The following is a 16,611-nucleotide window of genomic DNA, read 5'->3' on the forward strand; positions in this document are numbered from 1 at the left end:
CCCCGGAAGGGGAGTGAAAGAGATCCTGAAACCGTGTGCCTACAAATAGTCAGAGCCCGTTAATGGGTGATGGCGTGCCTTTTGTAGAATGAACCGGCGAGTTACGATCCCGTGCGAGGTTAAGCTGAAGAGGCGGAGCCGCAGCGAAAGCGAGTCTGAATAGGGCGTTTAGTACGTGGTCGTAGACCCGAAACCAGGTGATCTACCCATGTCCAGGGTGAAGTTCAGGTAACACTGAATGGAGGCCCGAACCCACGCACGTTGAAAAGTGCGGGGATGAGGTGTGGGTAGCGGAGAAATTCCAATCGAACCTGGAGATAGCTGGTTCTCCCCGAAATAGCTTTAGGGCTAGCCTTAAGTGTAAGAGTCTTGGAGGTAGAGCACTGATTGAACTAGGGGTCCTCATCGGATTACCGAATTCAGTCAAACTCCGAATGCCAATGACTTATCCTTAGGAGTCAGACTGCGAGTGATAAGATCCGTAGTCAAGAGGGAAACAGCCCAGATCGCCAGCTAAGGTCCCAAAGTGTGTATTAAGTGGAAAAGGATGTGGAGTTGCTTAGACAACTAGGATGTTGGCTTAGAAGCAGCCACCATTTAAAGAGTGCGTAATAGCTCACTAGTCGAGTGACTCTGCGCCGAAAATGTACCGGGGCTAAATACACCACCGAAGCTGCGAATTGATACCAATGGTATCAGTGGTAGGGGAGCGTTCTAAGTGCAGTGAAGTCAGACCGGAAGGACTGGTGGAGCGCTTAGAAGTGAGAATGCCGGTATGAGTAGCGAAAGACGGGTGAGAATCCCGTCCACCGAATGCCTAAGGTTTCCTGAGGAAGGCTCGTCCGCTCAGGGTTAGTCAGGACCTAAGCCGAGGCCGACAGGCGTAGGCGATGGACAACAGGTTGATATTCCTGTACCACCTCTTTATCGTTTGAGCAATGGAGGGACGCAGAAGGATAGAAGAAGCGTGCGATTGGTTGTGCACGTCCAAGCAGTTAGGCTGATAAGTAGGCAAATCCGCTTATCGTGAAGGCTGAGCTGTGATGGGGAAGCTCCTTATGGAGCGAAGTCTTTGATTCCCCGCTGCCAAGAAAAGCTTCTAGCGAGATAAAAGGTGCCTGTACCGCAAACCGACACAGGTAGGCGAGGAGAGAATCCTAAGGTGTGCGAGAGAACTCTGGTTAAGGAACTCGGCAAAATGACCCCGTAACTTCGGGAGAAGGGGTGCTTTCTTAACGGAAAGCCGCAGTGAATAGGCCCAAGCGACTGTTTAGCAAAAACACAGGTCTCTGCGAAGCCGTAAGGCGAAGTATAGGGGCTGACACCTGCCCGGTGCTGGAAGGTTAAGGAGAGGGGTTAGCGTAAGCGAAGCTCTGAACTGAAGCCCCAGTAAACGGCGGCCGTAACTATAACGGTCCTAAGGTAGCGAAATTCCTTGTCGGGTAAGTTCCGACCCGCACGAAAGGTGTAACGATTTGGGCACTGTCTCAACCAGAGACTCGGTGAAATTATAGTACCTGTGAAGATGCAGGTTACCCGCGACAGGACGGAAAGACCCCGTGGAGCTTTACTGTAGCCTGATATTGAATTTTGGTACAGTTTGTACAGGATAGGCGGGAGCCATTGAAACCGGAGCGCTAGCTTCGGTGGAGGCGCTGGTGGGATACCGCCCTGACTGTATTGAAATTCTAACCTACGGGTCTTATCGACCCGGGAGACAGTGTCAGGTGGGCAGTTTGACTGGGGCGGTCGCCTCCTAAAGTGTAACGGAGGCGCCCAAAGGTTCCCTCAGAATGGTTGGAAATCATTCGTAGAGTGCAAAGGCATAAGGGAGCTTGACTGCGAGACCTACAAGTCGAGCAGGGACGAAAGTCGGGCTTAGTGATCCGGTGGTTCCGCATGGAAGGGCCATCGCTCAACGGATAAAAGCTACCCCGGGGATAACAGGCTTATCTCCCCCAAGAGTCCACATCGACGGGGAGGTTTGGCACCTCGATGTCGGCTCATCGCATCCTGGGGCTGTAGTCGGTCCCAAGGGTTGGGCTGTTCGCCCATTAAAGCGGTACGCGAGCTGGGTTCAGAACGTCGTGAGACAGTTCGGTCCCTATCCGTCGTGGGCGTAGGAAATTTGAGAGGAGCTGTCCTTAGTACGAGAGGACCGGGATGGACGCACCGCTGGTGTACCAGTTGTTCTGCCAAGGGCATAGCTGGGTAGCTATGTGCGGAAGGGATAAGTGCTGAAAGCATCTAAGCATGAAGCCCCCCTCAAGATGAGATTTCCCATAGCGTAAGCTAGTAAGATCCCTGAAAGATGATCAGGTTGATAGGTTCGAGGTGGAAGCATGGTGACATGTGGAGCTGACGAATACTAATAGATCGAGGACTTAACCATATAATATGTAGCAAATGTTATCTAGTTTTGAAGGAATATGCCTTCATAGTTTGGTGATGATGGCAGAGAGGTCACACCCGTTCCCATACCGAACACGGAAGTTAAGCTCTCTAGCGCCGATGGTAGTTGGGACCTTGTCCCTGTGAGAGTAGGACGTCGCCAAGCAACTAAACACGAGTCAAATGACTCGTGTTTTTTCGTGTTTTCTTTTATAATCCATAGTAATTAAAAAATGTGTTTAAATAATTATTATTTTGATTAAATACAGGGGAATGTGGCTAGGATAGTGAATAAGCAAAAGAGTTGCAAATTTTATTAATACGTATATAATTAAAGTCAAAGATAGTCAAAGTCAATAAAGGTGGCGGATAAATGAGAAATATATCTGATATCATTGAGCAATATCTAAAGCAAGTTATTGACTTAAGTAATAATAATGTGATTGAAATCAAAAGAAATGAGATTGCGGATCGATTCGAGTGCGTACCATCTCAAATCAATTATGTAATCAATACCCGTTTTACGATAGAAAGAGGATTTGTAGTAGAAAGTAAACGTGGTGGAGGAGGTTACATTCGCATTATAAAAGTCAAACTGCATGACGATATAGACATGATTGATCAAATGCTTCATATGATTGATCATAGCGTTGCGCAAGGGAATGCAGAGAGTATGATTATACGTTTAATAGAAGAGGGAATCATAACAAATCGTGAAGCTAAACTTATGTTAAGTGTACTAGATCGTTCTGTATTATCAATGGATGTTCCTTCTCGAGATGAACTTAGGGCTCGAATATTATGCGCAATGTTAAGAACACTGAAATATAAATAAATATAGCTTTTGTAAAAGAATAATAACTAAGAGATAAGGCAGTTAAATATTGTAGAGGTTTTGAAAAAAGAACACGCACTTTTATTTAAACAAGTAAAGGAAAGTGAACAATCTAGTAATGTATGAAAAGTACTATCAGATAGATCGTTCCTATTGTAAAGGTGGGGATAGTGATGACTTGTCAAAACTGTAATATAAGACCAGCAACTTTACATTATACAAAAGTAATCAACGAAAAGAAGACGGAAGTTCATCTTTGTGAGCAATGTGCAGAACAAAGTGGCTATACGTCTTTCTTTCAATCACCGCAGTCTAACTTTTCATTCCATGATTTATTTGCTGGGTTATTACACGGTGAATCAACAATGTTTGAAGAAGGACAAAACGGGCTTTCGAATACAAGTATATTAAGGTGTCCAGATTGTAAGATGACATATGAGCAATTTACAAAGGTGGGACGGTTTGGATGTGCTTCTTGTTACGATACATTTAAGGAACATTTAAAGCCGTTATTAAAACGTCTGCACGGCGGACATACAGATCATTGTGGAAAAATTCCGGAACGTATAGAAGGAAATCTTCACTTAAAGAAAGAATTAGATGAACTAAAACTCATTCTGAAACAATACGTACAGAAAGAGGAGTTTGAGAAAGCTGCTGAAGTAAGGGATAATATTCGAGGTCTTGAAAATCAGCTTAGTGAGCATAGAGAGGGGGAATAGTTCTATGTCACTGGACAAAATTATGAATGAAGCGATTAGTCCATGGATGAAGGGGGATGGCCCTGATTCTGATATTGTTTTAAGTAGTCGAATTCGTTTGGCTCGTAATTTTAAAAAATATCAATTCTCTACTATGCAAAACGAAGAAGAAGCTAGACAGATTCATGAATTATTTAAAAAGGAATTTATAAATAAAACGGTAGAACCTTTTGGAGAGTTTGAACTATTAAAAATGAATGAATTAACGCCTCTTCAAAGGAGAGTATTAGTTGAAAAGCATTTAATTAGTCCTAACCTTGCAGGAACAGAATATGGAGCATGTCTATTATCAGAAAGCGAACATATTAGTGTTATGCTTAATGAAGAAGACCACATTAGGATACAGTGCTTATTTTCAGGGTTACAGTTATCAGAGGCTATTCAAAGTGCCAATCAAATAGATAATTGGATAGAGGAAGAGGTTGAATATGCTTTTGATGAATCACTTGGATATATAACGAGCTGCCCTACTAACGTTGGTACAGGATTGAGGGCTTCCGTAATGATTCACTTACCGGGACTCGTTTTAACGAAAAGAATTAGCCGCATTATACAAGTAATTCAAAAATTAGGGTTAGTAGTAAGAGGAATATACGGTGAAGGTAGCGAAGCGTTAGGTAATATATTTCAAGTGTCAAATCAAATGACGCTAGGAAAATCTGAAGAAGATATTATTGCAGATTTAAAAAGTGTCATTCAACAAATCATACAGCAAGAAAAAATGGCTAGAGAATTAATTGTACAAAATTCAAGTATTGAGCTTGAAGATAAGGTTTATCGCTCTTATGGCATACTAGCAAACAGTCGGTTAATTCAATCTGCAGAAGCGGCCACTTGCTTATCAGATGTACGACTTGGTATTGATTTAGGATATATAAAAGGTGTATCGAGAAATATTTTGACTGAGCTAATGGTTCTTACACAACCAGGCATTTTACAACAATATGCAGGCGGACCTTTAGGACCAGAAGAAAGAGATTATCGAAGAGCAACCTTAATCCGTGAGCGATTACGTATTGAAAAAACTAAGCGCAAGTAGGAGGCGATTTCTATGATGTTTGGAAGATTTACAGAAAGAGCACAGAAAGTATTAGCTTTATCTCAAGAGGAAGCAATTCGTATTGGGCATAATAATATTGGAACAGAACACATTTTACTTGGGCTTGTACGCGAAGGGGAAGGAATTGCAGCAAAAGCGTTAATTGCTCTTGGATTAAGTCCAGAGAAGGTTCAAAAAGAGGTAGAAGCGTTAATTGGACGCGGAACAGAAGCTTCTCAAACTGTACATTATACACCGCGTGCTAAAAAGGTTATTGAGTTGTCTATGGATGAAGCTCGTAAATTAGGTCATTCTTACGTTGGAACAGAACATATCTTGCTTGGTTTAATCCGTGAAGGTGAAGGTGTAGCAGCACGTGTTTTAAATAACTTAGGTGTTAGCCTAAATAAGGCAAGACAACAAGTATTGCAACTCCTTGGAAGTAATGAAGCAAGTTCAGGTCACCAAGGTGGTTCTTCAACGAATGCAAATACACCGACACTGGATAGCTTAGCACGTGATTTAACAGTTGTTGCACGTGAAAATCGTCTAGATCCTGTTATCGGTCGTGGTAAAGAAATTCAACGTGTAATTGAAGTTTTAAGCCGTAGAACAAAAAATAATCCTGTATTAATTGGAGAACCTGGTGTAGGTAAAACGGCAATTGCAGAAGGATTAGCACAACAAATTGTAAATAATGAAGTTCCTGAAACATTAAGAGATAAGCGTGTTATGACACTAGATATGGGTACAGTTGTAGCTGGAACGAAATATCGTGGTGAATTTGAAGATCGTTTAAAGAAAGTTATGGATGAAATCCGTCAAGCTGGAAACATTATTCTATTTATTGATGAACTTCATACATTAATTGGTGCAGGTGGAGCAGAAGGTGCAATTGATGCATCTAACATTTTAAAACCATCTTTAGCACGCGGAGAGTTACAATGTATTGGGGCGACAACCTTAGATGAATATCGTAAATATATTGAAAAAGACGCGGCTTTAGAAAGACGTTTCCAACCAATTCACGTTGATGAGCCAAGTTTAGACGAATCAACTCAAATATTGAAAGGTTTACGTGATCGTTACGAAGCGCATCACCGTGTATCTATTACAGATGATGCAATTGATGCAGCTGTAAAGCTTTCAGACCGCTATATTACAGATCGTTTCTTACCAGATAAAGCAATTGATTTAATTGATGAAGCTGCTTCAAAGGTTCGCTTACGCTCTTATACAACACCACCAAATCTAAAAGAGCTTGAAGTAAAACTTGAGGAAATTAGAAAAGAAAAAGATGCAGCTGTGCAAAGTCAAGAATTTGAAAAAGCTGCTTCCTTACGTGATATGGAACAACGCTTACGTGAAAAGTTAGAAGATACGAAGCGTCAATGGAAAGAGCAACAAGGAAAAGAAAACTCAGAAGTGACAGTAGAAGATATTGCAAATGTCGTTTCTACGTGGACTCGTATACCGGTTTCTAAACTTGCACAAACAGAGACTGATAAATTATTAAACTTAGAATCCATTCTTCACAACCGTGTTATTGGTCAAGATGAAGCGGTAGTAGCTGTAGCGAAAGCTGTTCGTCGTGCTAGAGCAGGATTGAAAGATCCGAAACGTCCGATTGGTTCATTTATTTTCTTAGGACCAACAGGTGTAGGTAAAACAGAACTAGCAAGAGCATTAGCAGAATCTATGTTCGGTGATGAGGATGCAATGATTCGCATCGATATGTCTGAGTACATGGAGAAGCATTCGACTTCTCGTTTAGTTGGATCTCCTCCAGGATATGTTGGATATGAAGAAGGTGGACAATTAACAGAAAAGGTTCGCCGTAAGCCATATTCAGTTGTCCTATTAGATGAAGTAGAGAAAGCTCATCCTGATGTGTTTAACATTTTACTACAAGTATTAGAAGATGGTCGCTTAACGGATTCTAAAGGGCGTACAGTTGATTTCCGTAATACAATTGTTATTATGACATCTAACGTTGGTGCAGATGCGTTAAAACGTAATAAACATCTTGGATTTAACGTACAAGATGAGAGCCGCGATTATTCAGATATGAAAGGTAAAGTAATGGATGAACTGAAAAAGGCATTTCGTCCAGAATTCTTAAACCGTATTGATGAAATTATCGTGTTCCATATGCTTGAGAAAAAACATATTCAAGAGATTGTAACACTTATGGTGAATCAGTTAGTGAAGCGCTTAAAAGAGCAAGAGATTGAATTGCATTTAACAGAAGGAGCGATTTCAGCCATTGCTGATAAAGGATTTGACCGAGAATACGGTGCTCGTCCGCTTCGTAGAGCAATTCAGAAACATGTAGAAGATAGACTATCGGAAGAACTTTTAAAAGGTGCTATTGAGAAAGGACAAAAAGTTATCTTTGATGTTGAAGGGGAATCATTTGTCATTCATAGTGCTGAAAAGGTAAAATAAGTATAGACAAACTAAGAGGGCTACGAGATAGCCCTCTTTCTTGTACGAGAAGGATAAACTGTTTATAGATGAAAGTGAAGTGAAATATAAAACGATATGGCTAAAAAGAAAACAAAATTCACATGTCAAGAGTGTGGTTATCAGTCACCAAAATATATGGGGAAATGCCCTGGTTGTGGTCAATGGAATACGCTTGTTGAAGAGATGGAACCGGTTGTATCATCAAGACGCCTTAATTATGCCAATGCAATTCAATCGGAAGTAACAAAACCAAGACGCCTAACAGAAGTAGAAACAAAATCTGAGGCACGTATTGAAACGAAATTCCAAGAGTTTAACCGTGTACTTGGTGGTGGGATTGTAGATGGATCCTTAGTACTTATTGGTGGAGACCCTGGGATTGGGAAATCAACATTGTTATTACAAATTTCATCGCAATTAGCAGATTCTTCATATGATGTACTATACATATCAGGTGAGGAGTCAGCAAAGCAGATTAAACTTCGTGCAGATCGTTTGCATGTAAAGGGTAGTAATCTATTTGTTGTAGCAGAAACTGATCTACAGCGAATTGCAGCGCACATTGAAGAAATGAATCCAGCTTTTGTTGTTATTGACTCTATTCAAACGATACATTTACCTGAAGTGACGTCAGCCCCAGGAAGTGTAGCGCAAGTACGTGAATGTACAGCGGAATTAATGAAACTTGCAAAAACGAAAGGAATTCCTATTTTTATCGTCGGACATGTAACAAAAGAGGGGGCAATTGCAGGACCTCGTATGTTAGAACATATGGTCGATGCAGTTCTTTACTTTGAAGGAGATCGTCATCATACATATCGTATTTTGCGAGCTGTGAAGAATCGTTTTGGCTCCACGAATGAAATGGGTATTTTTGAAATGAAAGAGCTCGGTCTTGCGGAAGTCTTAAACCCTTCTGAAATTTTTCTTGAGGAAAGACCCGTTGGAGTCGCAGGATCAACAGTAGTTGCCTCAATGGAAGGAACAAGACCGGTTTTAGTAGAAATACAAGCATTAATCTCCCCTACTAGTTTTGGAAACCCTCGAAGAATGGCGACGGGAATTGATCATAACCGTGTATCGCTTATTATGGCAGTGCTAGAAAAAAGAACAGGTTTATTATTGCAAAACCAAGACGCATATTTAAAAGTAGCAGGTGGTTTGAAATTAGATGAACCAGCAATTGATTTAGCTGTGGCTTTAAGTATTGCTTCAAGTTTTAGAGATAAATCTACGACACCAACTGATGCAGTAATAGGAGAAGTAGGATTAACTGGAGAAATAAGAAGAGTATCAAGAATTGAACAACGTGTACAAGAAGCAGCTAAATTAGGATTTCAACGTGCTATTATTCCTAGAAAAAATTTGGGAGGATGGACAATTCCGGATGGAATTGAGGTAGTAGGTGTATCTAATTTAGGGGAAGCGCTTCGTTTGACATTAGGAGGCTAGGCTATGGAAGAAAACAAGCAACGTGTCAAAAGTATGATTAATATTTTACAGCTCGTGGCCCCAGGAACACCACTGCGCGAAGGGATAGATAATGTGCTTCGCGCACAAACAGGGGGACTAATTGTTCTTGGATATAATGAACAAATTAAAAGTATTGTTGATGGGGGATTTCACATTAATTGTGCATTCTCTCCTGCTAGTTTATACGAATTAGCAAAAATGGATGGGGCACTTATTTTAAATGAAACTGGAAGTAAAATTTTAATTGCAAATGCACAGTTAGTTCCAGAGGCATCTATTGATTCTATTGAAACAGGTATGCGCCACCGGACGGCAGAGCGTGTAGCAAAGCAGACAGGTAGTCTCGTTGTGGCTATTTCACAAAGACGTAACGTAATTACACTATATCAAGGGAATTTACGTTATACACTAAAGGATATAGGTGTTATTTTAACAAAGGCAAACCAAGCTATTCAAACGTTAGAAAAATATAAGGCTGTATGGAATGATGGTATTACGAATTTGGGCATTCTAGAATTTGAAGAAGTCGTTACAATGTCCGAGGTGGTTCATGTGTTACATAGTGTTGAAATGGTACTGCGGATTAAAAATGAAATATTGAGCTATATTCATGAGTTAGGAACGGAAGGTAGGTTAATTCGTTTACAACTTACAGAACTACTAGCTGATTTAGAGGCAGAGGCAGCGTTATTAATTAAAGATTATTATCAAGAAAAAACACAAGACCATCATCAAATTTTGAAAAAGTTACAAGATCTTGCGAATACACAACTTCTAGAGGATAGCGATTTAGTTAAATTGCTTGGCTATCCAGGACAAATGAGTTTAGAAGAAAGTGTGACGCCGAGAGGATACCGAATCACAAGCAAAATTTCGCGCGTTCCGCCACTTATCATTGAAAATTTAATTAATCGATTTAAGACTTTGCAAGGTGTTTGTCGAGCAACTATTAATGAATTGGATGATGTGGAAGGAATTGGAGAAGTAAGGGCGAAGAAAATACGAGAAGGCTTAAAAAGAATCCAAGAGCATCTCTATATGAGTAGACACAATTAAGAATATTACATTGATTCCATAATATAACGACACTAGAACATTTTTGGTATAAGATATGGTATATTGGTAAATAAAACTATTTATAAAAAAAACACGTCCGCTTTTGCATTCGGCGTTTTGATTAGCGAAACAATGGTTAATAATGAGTAGGAGGTGGTTGGATGTTAAAACGGATTGTACAGCTCTTCTTTCTAGTAATTGGCGGAGCGTTAGGGATTTACTTAATCCCAAAAGTTATTAATGTATTAGACATCGGTGCCGTTCCTTTATTGGAAGGATCGTATGTTCGTGCAATTATTGGTGCAATTATTTTATTTTTAACAACATTTTGGCTTGTAGATTATATTGTTCAACTTATTAAGCATATTGAAGAGGCTCTTGTAAAGGCGCCTGTAGCGGATGTTTTATTTGGTACATTAGGGTTAATCTCTGGTCTTATTGTTGCATATTTAATTTTAATACCAATTCGTGAATTTACAATTCCAGTTATTAGCACAGTGTTGCAAGTGTTCTTTACTCTTTTACTTGGATATTTAGGATTCCAAGTAGGGTTTAAAAAGAGGAATGAATTGCTAGGATTATTTACATTACCACAACGTGGGAAGAAGAAAAATAATAATAGTGAGAATGAAGAAACTGAGGTAGAAGAATCTACAACTCATTGGAAAATTCTCGATACGAGTGTAATTATCGATGGGCGTATTGCTGATATTTGCCAAACAAAGTTTTTAGAAGGAACAATTGTGATTCCACAATTCGTGTTAGAAGAACTTCAGCACATTGCCGATTCTTCTGATGCTTTAAAGCGTAATCGTGGTCGCAGAGGATTAGATATTTTAAATCGTATTCAAAAAGAGATGCCGATTCCGGTAGAAATTTATGAAGGCGATTTCGATGATATTCAAGAAGTGGATAGCAAACTTGTAAAGTTGGCGAAAATCACTGGTGGAACGGTAGTAACGAATGATTTCAATTTAAACAAAGTTTCTGAATTACAAGGGGTAACGGTGTTAAATATTAACGATTTAGCTAATGCAATTAAACCTGTTGTACTCCCAGGTGAAGAACTGAGTGTTTATGTTGTCAAAGATGGAAAAGAACAAAATCAAGGTGTTGCATATTTAGATGATGGCACGATGATTGTAGTAGAAGATGGTAGAGAATATGTAGGTTCACAACTCAATGTGCTTGTTACTAGTGTGTTACAAACATCGGCTGGGCGTATGATTTTCGCCAAACGTAAATTATTAGAAAAAGCATTATAAGTAGAGGATTATTAATATGTATACATTAATTATTCCAGCAGCTGGTCAAGGTAAGCGGATGGGTGCTGGTAAAAATAAGTTGTTCTTACTTATTAATGAAGTACCGATTATTGTGCATACGTTACGTGCTTTTGAAAAAGATAAAGCGTGCAAAAGTATTATTATGGCAATTAACGAAGAAGAACGTCCGTATTTTGAAGAATTAATGCAGAAGTATCCAATTGAAAAGCCAGTACAATTTATTCAGGGCGGAGCCGAAAGGCAAGATAGTGTATATAACGCCATTCAGCATACTAGTGATGTTGAGTATGTTCTTGTACATGACGGCGCGCGTCCATTTGTAACGAACAAAGTGATTCAAGATGTATTAACTGCAGCGGAAAAATATGGAGCGTCCATTTGTGCGGTACCAGTGAAAGATACAGTTAAGAAAGTAGAGCAGGGTATCGTTGTCGAAACGGTAGAAAGATCTCAGCTTAAAGCTGTACAAACACCACAAGGGTTCGCTGTTTCTCTTTTGTTAGAAGCTCATAGAAGTGCAAAACAGGGTTGTTTCCTTGGTACAGATGATGCAAGCCTCGTAGAACGTATCGGGAAGCAAGTAGGTGTAGTAGAGGGGAGTTACTATAATATTAAAGTGACGACTCCAGAGGATTTATTAATTGCTGAAAGTTTCCTTCATGTTCAAAAGAAATGAAAGTGATGATTATAGCGAAAAAAAGCTCGGCAACAGCCGGGCTTTTCTTTATAAGGATAGCGATATAATATAGAATCATAAAGCTCTGTAGTTTAGCTTGAGGAGGATGTAAAAAATGTTTCGAATTGGACAAGGTTTTGATGTACATGAGTTTGCGGAAGGTAGACCGTTAATTATTGGTGGAATTACAATTCCTCATGAGAAAGGATTAATTGGTCATTCAGATGCAGACGTATTGTTACATACGATTGCGGATGCATGTTTAGGTGCAATTGCAGCTGGGGATATTGGAAAGCATTTCCCTGATACAGATCCTGCTTTTAAAGATGCTGATTCAGCTGTATTGCTGCAAAAGGTTTGGGAATTTGTACGTGAACAAGGTTACGAGTTAGGGAATCTAGATTGTACAATTATTGCTCAAAAGCCAAAGATGGCACCGCATATTGAAAGTATGCGTAAACGTATTAGTGAACTATTAGAAACGTCTATTGACAATATCAATGTAAAAGCAACAACAACAGAAAAATTAGGATTTACAGGTAGAGAAGAAGGAATTGCTTCTCAAGCAGTTGTTTTATTACAGAAAAAATAATGGTTTTTAATTCGTAAGATGGATAATCACATTTTTTTGGTGTACAATTATAGAATGTGTTGACATTAAGAATGGAAGGTGTACCAATTATGGAAAAGCAAGTGAGAGTGCGCTATGCGCCAAGTCCAACAGGACACTTACATATCGGAAATGCGCGTACGGCATTATTTAATTATTTATTTGCTCGTCATCAAGATGGTAAGTTTATTATTCGTATTGAAGATACTGATGTGAAACGTAATGTTGCTGGTGGAGAAGAAAGCCAATTAAAATACTTGAAATGGCTCGGTATGGACTGGGATGAAGGTGTTGATGTTGGTGGTGAATTTGGACCATATCGTCAAACAGAGCGTTTAGATATTTATAAAAAATTATATGAAGATTTATTAGAACGCGGTTTAGCTTACAAATGTTATATGACAGAAGAAGAGCTAGAAGCAGAGCGTGAAGGACAAATCTCTCGTGGTGAAACACCGCGTTATGCTGGAAACCACCGTGATTTAACTGAGGAGCAAATGAAGGGATTTGAGGCTGAAGGCCGCATTCCGAGTATTCGTTTCCGTGTACCGGTTGATCGCGACTACACGTTTAAAGATATCGTAAAAGATGAAGTTGCATTCCATTCAAATGATTTCGGTGATTTCGTTATCGTGAAAAAAGATGGAATTCCAACTTATAACTTTGCGGTAGCAGTAGATGATCACTTAATGGAGATTACACATGTACTTCGTGGTGATGATCATATTTCAAATACGCCAAAACAAATGATGATTTACGAAGCTTTCGGTTGGGATATTCCGCAATTTGGTCATATGACTTTAATTGTAAACGAAAGCCGTAAAAAGTTAAGTAAGCGTGATGAATCTATTATTCAATTTATTGAGCAATATAAAGAGCTTGGATATCTTCCAGAAGCGATCTTTAACTTTATTGCACTACTAGGTTGGTCGCCAGTAGGAGAAGAAGAAATCTTCTCTCAAGAAGAATTTATCAAAATGTTCGATGCAGCTCGTTTATCAAAATCACCTGCATTATTTGATTCTCAAAAACTAAAATGGATGAACAACCAATATATGAAAAAGCAAGATTTAGATACGGTGGTAGAATTAAGCTTACCGCATCTAGTGAAAGCTGGACGTATAGGTGAAACTTTAAGCGAACAAGAACAAGCTTGGATTCGTGATGTAATTGCGTTATATCATGAACAAATGAGTTTTGGAGCTGAAATTGTAGAGCTTTCTGAAATGTTCTTCAAAGATCATGTTGATTATGAAGAAGAAGGACAAGAAGTATTAAAAGGTGAACAAGTACCAGAAGTACTTCGTGCATTTGCGGGTCAAGTAGAAGCACTAGAAGCGATGGAACCAGCAGCAATTAAGGCGGCTATTAAAGCAGTGCAAAAGGAAACAGGTCATAAAGGTAAAAACTTATTTATGCCAATCCGTGTTGCAACTACTGGTCAAACACATGGCCCAGAGCTTCCTAATGCTATTGCACTTCTTGGAAAAGAAAAAGTTTTAAATCGTCTTCAAAAAGTAATTGGTTAACATTTTCTAGATTTAGAAATATAATAAGTATACTTAAAACCTAATAAGGAAAAGCGACGAGAAGGAGAAGTAGAAAATCAGGCTTTTTACAGAGAGAACCACCTTTAGGCTGGAAGTGGTTTATAAGCGGATTTTTGAAATGCCCCTTCGAGTCTTCTGCTGAACAGCGAATTGTTTTGTGAAACGTCTTAGGGCGTAAAGTAAGCAGAAGCGGTGTACACCGTTATCATAGATGAGTTTGAGGCTTTCTTTAGCCTAAACAGAGTGGAACCGCGCTTATAAGGCGTCTCTGTCAATATGACAGAGGCGTCTTTTTTATACCGTAAAAATGGGTATGAGTATAAGTTTTATCCCCGTGTATAAAGATTTAGGGGGATAAGTAGGGAGTTAAGGGAGTTAGTTCACTCGAAAAAGCAGCCCATAAAGGGGAGGGAGCGTCGATGTTTAAGAGGCTTCGGGAAGATATTGAAGTCGTTTTTGAACAGGATCCAGCGGCAAGAAGTTATTTCGAAGTCATTTTGACTTACTCTGGATTACATGCAGTTTGGGCCCATCGAATTGCACATGCTTTTTATAAAAAGAATTTCTTCTTTATTGCACGTTGGATCTCACAAGTTAGTCGTTTTTTTACCGGTATTGAGATTCATCCAGGAGCAACAATTGGTCGTCGTTTTTTCATAGACCATGGAATGGGGGTTGTAATTGGAGAAACGTGCGAGATTGGTGATAATGTAACGATCTATCAAGGTGTTACATTAGGTGGTACGGGTAAAGAAAAGGGGAAGAGGCACCCTACAATTCAGGATAATGTATTAATTGCAACAGGTGCTAAAGTACTAGGTTCTATTACAGTTGGAGAGAATTCTAAAATTGGAGCAGGGTCTGTCGTATTAAAAGAAGTGCCTGCACATTCTACAGTTGTAGGTATACCTGGCCGAGTCGTTATTCAAAATGGAGTAAAGATCGGTCAAGAATTAAATCATTCTGACCTTCCAGACCCAATTTTTGATAAGTTAAAGGTCATGGAAGTAGAACTTGATAAATTGAAAAAACAACTTGAAGCAAAGGTAGAAAGGAAGGATAAAAATGACTATTCACATTTATAATACGTTAACGCGTCAAAAGGAAGAGTTTACTCCATTAGAAGAAAATAAGGTAAAGATGTATGTGTGTGGACCTACAGTTTATAACTATATTCACATTGGGAATGCAAGACCACCTATGGTATTTGATACGGTACGCCGTTATTTAGAATATAAAGGGTATGATGTGCAGTATGTATCTAACTTTACTGACGTAGATGATAAATTAATTAAAGCAGCAAATGAATTAGGTGAAGATGTGCCGACAATTGCTGACCGTTTCGTTGAAGCGTATTTTGAAGATGTAACGGCACTAGGTTGCAAACATGCAACAGTTCATCCGCGTGTAACGGAAAATATGGATATCATTATTGAATTTATTCAAGAACTTGTGAATAAAGGATATGCATATGAATCAGAAGGTGATGTGTACTTTAGAACGAAGGAATTTGAAGGATACGGTAAATTATCGCATCAACCAATCGCCGACTTACGTCACGGTGCACGCATTGAAGTAGGAGAAAAGAAACAAGATCCTCTTGATTTTGCTCTATGGAAAGCTGCGAAAGAAGGAGAAATCTTCTGGGAAAGCCCTTGGGGGAAAGGTCGTCCAGGCTGGCATATTGAATGCTCAGCAATGGCGCGTAAATACTTAGGAGATACAATCGATATTCATGCTGGTGGTCAAGACTTGGCATTTCCTCATCATGAGAATGAAATTGCGCAGTCTGAGGCATTAACAGGAAAAACATTTGCACGTTATTGGATGCACAATGGATATATTAATATTAATAATGAGAAGATGTCTAAGTCACTGGGGAACTTCATTTTAGTTCACGATATCATTAAGCAATATGATCCACAGCTAATTAGATTCTTTATGCTATCGGTACATTACCGTCACCCAATTAATTTCAGTGAAGATTTACTACAAAGTACAAATAACGGACTGGAAAGAATTAAAACGGCTTACGGTAATTTAAAACACCGTATGGAAAGTAGTACTGATTTAACAGATCATAATGAGAAATGGTTAGCGGAACTGGAAAAATTCCAGACTGCATTTGAAGAAGCAATGAATGATGACTTCAACACTGCTAATGCAATCACTGAGTTATATAATGTAGCAAATCATGCAAATCAATATTTACTGGAAGAACATACGTCTACAGTTGTAATTGAAGCATACGTAAAACAACTTGAAACATTATTTGATATTTTAGGGTTAGAATTAGCGCAAGAAGAGTTGCTTGATGAAGAAATTGAGGTACTTATCCAAAAGCGCATTGAAGCTCGTAAAAATCGTGATTTTGCGTTATCGGATCAAATTCGCGATGATTTAAAAGACCGTAATATTATTTTAGAAGATACCGCTCAAGGTACAAGATGGAAAAGAGGATAAGA

General features: G+C 39.2%; 12 protein-coding genes, 2 rRNA genes and 1 other annotated feature (1 of these 15 only partly in view). All 14 genes read left to right on the plus strand.

Annotated features, from left to right (window positions below; genetic code table 11):
- Positions 1-2,392 (plus strand): 23S ribosomal RNA (locus ACU8YW_RS00500) (it extends 530 nt beyond the left edge of the window).
- Positions 2,393-2,441: 49 nt separating this feature from the next.
- Positions 2,442-2,557: ribosomal RNA gene (gene rrf / locus ACU8YW_RS00505) — 5S ribosomal RNA — on the plus strand.
- A 207-nt stretch (positions 2,558-2,764) separates the two neighbouring features.
- Entirely contained in the window at positions 2,765-3,226 is a 462-nt protein-coding gene (gene ctsR, locus ACU8YW_RS00510) for a transcriptional regulator CtsR (RefSeq protein WP_001244556.1), read from the plus strand.
- Positions 3,227-3,399: 173 nt separating this feature from the next.
- Positions 3,400-3,948: a protein-arginine kinase activator protein McsA gene (mcsA, locus tag ACU8YW_RS00515; RefSeq protein WP_000128404.1), complete on the plus strand. Its 549-nt coding sequence runs from the start codon at positions 3,400-3,402 to the stop codon at positions 3,946-3,948.
- 4 nt (positions 3,949-3,952) lie between these two features.
- Entirely contained in the window at positions 3,953-5,026 is a 1,074-nt protein-coding gene (mcsB, locus tag ACU8YW_RS00520; RefSeq protein ID WP_426934631.1) for a protein-arginine kinase McsB, read from the plus strand.
- Between the two features lie 12 nt (positions 5,027-5,038).
- Positions 5,039-7,474 carry an ATP-dependent protease ATP-binding subunit ClpC gene (gene clpC, locus ACU8YW_RS00525; RefSeq protein WP_000971181.1) on the plus strand — a complete coding sequence of 812 codons (2,436 nt, stop codon included), beginning with the start codon at positions 5,039-5,041 and terminating at the stop codon, positions 7,472-7,474.
- 96 nt (positions 7,475-7,570) lie between these two features.
- The gene (gene radA, locus ACU8YW_RS00530; RefSeq protein ID WP_001085205.1) at positions 7,571-8,947 is read left to right on the plus strand and encodes a DNA repair protein RadA; all 1,377 of its coding nucleotides are present in this window, start codon (positions 7,571-7,573) and stop codon (positions 8,945-8,947) included.
- 3 nt (positions 8,948-8,950) lie between these two features.
- Positions 8,951-10,024, plus strand: a complete 1,074-nt coding sequence (disA, locus tag ACU8YW_RS00535; RefSeq protein WP_000392165.1) for a DNA integrity scanning diadenylate cyclase DisA — start codon at positions 8,951-8,953, stop codon at positions 10,022-10,024.
- A gap of 161 nt (positions 10,025-10,185) precedes the next feature.
- Positions 10,186-11,289 carry a PIN/TRAM domain-containing protein gene (locus tag ACU8YW_RS00540; RefSeq protein WP_000919686.1) on the plus strand — a complete coding sequence of 368 codons (1,104 nt, stop codon included), beginning with the start codon at positions 10,186-10,188 and terminating at the stop codon, positions 11,287-11,289.
- Between the two features lie 16 nt (positions 11,290-11,305).
- Positions 11,306-11,986: a 2-C-methyl-D-erythritol 4-phosphate cytidylyltransferase gene (gene ispD, locus ACU8YW_RS00545; RefSeq protein ID WP_048562648.1), complete on the plus strand. Its 681-nt coding sequence runs from the start codon at positions 11,306-11,308 to the stop codon at positions 11,984-11,986.
- A gap of 115 nt (positions 11,987-12,101) precedes the next feature.
- Positions 12,102-12,578, plus strand: coding sequence for a 2-C-methyl-D-erythritol 2,4-cyclodiphosphate synthase (gene ispF, locus ACU8YW_RS00550; protein WP_000488386.1), 477 nt, complete (start codon positions 12,102-12,104; stop codon positions 12,576-12,578).
- A gap of 89 nt (positions 12,579-12,667) precedes the next feature.
- Positions 12,668-14,125, plus strand: a complete 1,458-nt coding sequence (gltX, locus tag ACU8YW_RS00555; protein WP_088061476.1) for a glutamate--tRNA ligase — start codon at positions 12,668-12,670, stop codon at positions 14,123-14,125.
- A gap of 47 nt (positions 14,126-14,172) precedes the next feature.
- Positions 14,173-14,419, plus strand: a binding site (T-box leader).
- A gap of 146 nt (positions 14,420-14,565) precedes the next feature.
- Positions 14,566-15,231 (plus strand): serine O-acetyltransferase, encoded by a 666-nt coding sequence (gene cysE, locus ACU8YW_RS00560; RefSeq protein WP_088061478.1) that lies wholly within the window; start codon positions 14,566-14,568, stop codon positions 15,229-15,231.
- Positions 15,212-16,609: a cysteine--tRNA ligase gene (gene cysS, locus ACU8YW_RS00565; protein ID WP_000152265.1), complete on the plus strand. Its 1,398-nt coding sequence runs from the start codon at positions 15,212-15,214 to the stop codon at positions 16,607-16,609. The genes cysE and cysS overlap by 20 nt, the downstream gene beginning before the upstream one ends.
- The last annotated feature ends 2 nt before the right edge of the window (positions 16,610-16,611 follow it).

Source organism: Bacillus pretiosus (assembly GCF_052947655.1).

Excerpts from the sequence above, each read along its gene's own strand:
- ctsR (WP_001244556.1), top strand. The coding sequence starts at position 2,765 with ATGAGAAATATATCTGATATCATTGAGCAATATCTAAAGCAAGTTATT.
- mcsA (WP_000128404.1), top strand. The coding sequence starts at position 3,400 with ATGACTTGTCAAAACTGTAATATAAGACCAGCAACTTTACATTATACA.
- mcsB (WP_426934631.1), top strand. The coding sequence starts at position 3,953 with ATGTCACTGGACAAAATTATGAATGAAGCGATTAGTCCATGGATGAAG.
- clpC (WP_000971181.1), top strand. The coding sequence starts at position 5,039 with ATGATGTTTGGAAGATTTACAGAAAGAGCACAGAAAGTATTAGCTTTA.
- radA (WP_001085205.1), top strand. The coding sequence starts at position 7,571 with ATGGCTAAAAAGAAAACAAAATTCACATGTCAAGAGTGTGGTTATCAG.
- disA (WP_000392165.1), top strand. The coding sequence starts at position 8,951 with ATGGAAGAAAACAAGCAACGTGTCAAAAGTATGATTAATATTTTACAG.
- ACU8YW_RS00540 (WP_000919686.1), top strand. The coding sequence starts at position 10,186 with ATGTTAAAACGGATTGTACAGCTCTTCTTTCTAGTAATTGGCGGAGCG.
- ispD (WP_048562648.1), top strand. The coding sequence starts at position 11,306 with ATGTATACATTAATTATTCCAGCAGCTGGTCAAGGTAAGCGGATGGGT.
- ispF (WP_000488386.1), top strand. The coding sequence starts at position 12,102 with ATGTTTCGAATTGGACAAGGTTTTGATGTACATGAGTTTGCGGAAGGT.
- gltX (WP_088061476.1), top strand. The coding sequence starts at position 12,668 with ATGGAAAAGCAAGTGAGAGTGCGCTATGCGCCAAGTCCAACAGGACAC.
- cysE (WP_088061478.1), top strand. The coding sequence starts at position 14,566 with ATGTTTAAGAGGCTTCGGGAAGATATTGAAGTCGTTTTTGAACAGGAT.
- cysS (WP_000152265.1), top strand. The coding sequence starts at position 15,212 with ATGACTATTCACATTTATAATACGTTAACGCGTCAAAAGGAAGAGTTT.